The organism is Secundilactobacillus folii (genome assembly GCF_009720675.1).
GTDB lineage: Bacteria > Bacillota > Bacilli > Lactobacillales > Lactobacillaceae > Secundilactobacillus > Secundilactobacillus folii.
This window is the reverse complement of record NZ_WNJO01000055.1, coordinates 1-207: the sequence shown is the minus strand read 5'-3', so window position 1 is coordinate 207 and position 207 is coordinate 1. Positions and strand designations below refer to the sequence as shown.

Below are 207 nucleotides of genomic sequence, written 5' to 3'. Positions count from 1 at the left end.
ACAAAGACCACTTCAAAGTCTTGGTTGTCGTCATCAACGTTGTTAAATACCGTCCCAGTACCATCCGAAACCAGGTTGTACTGTTGATTGATGATTTGCTGAATCTGCTTTCTAACTGCTGTTCGATCTACCGCACCATTCGTAACACCAGTGACCTCAATATCAGGAGCTAAGGTTTCACCCGCCTCGTCAACGAAGTGAACCGTA

At 45.4% G+C, this 207-nt stretch carries 1 protein-coding gene; it reads right to left on the bottom strand.

Annotation, left to right across the window (positions count from 1 at the left end):
• Positions 1-207, bottom strand: a 207-nt coding sequence (locus tag GM612_RS12330; protein WP_173021294.1) for a mucin-binding protein, incomplete at both ends; no start/stop codon positions are given.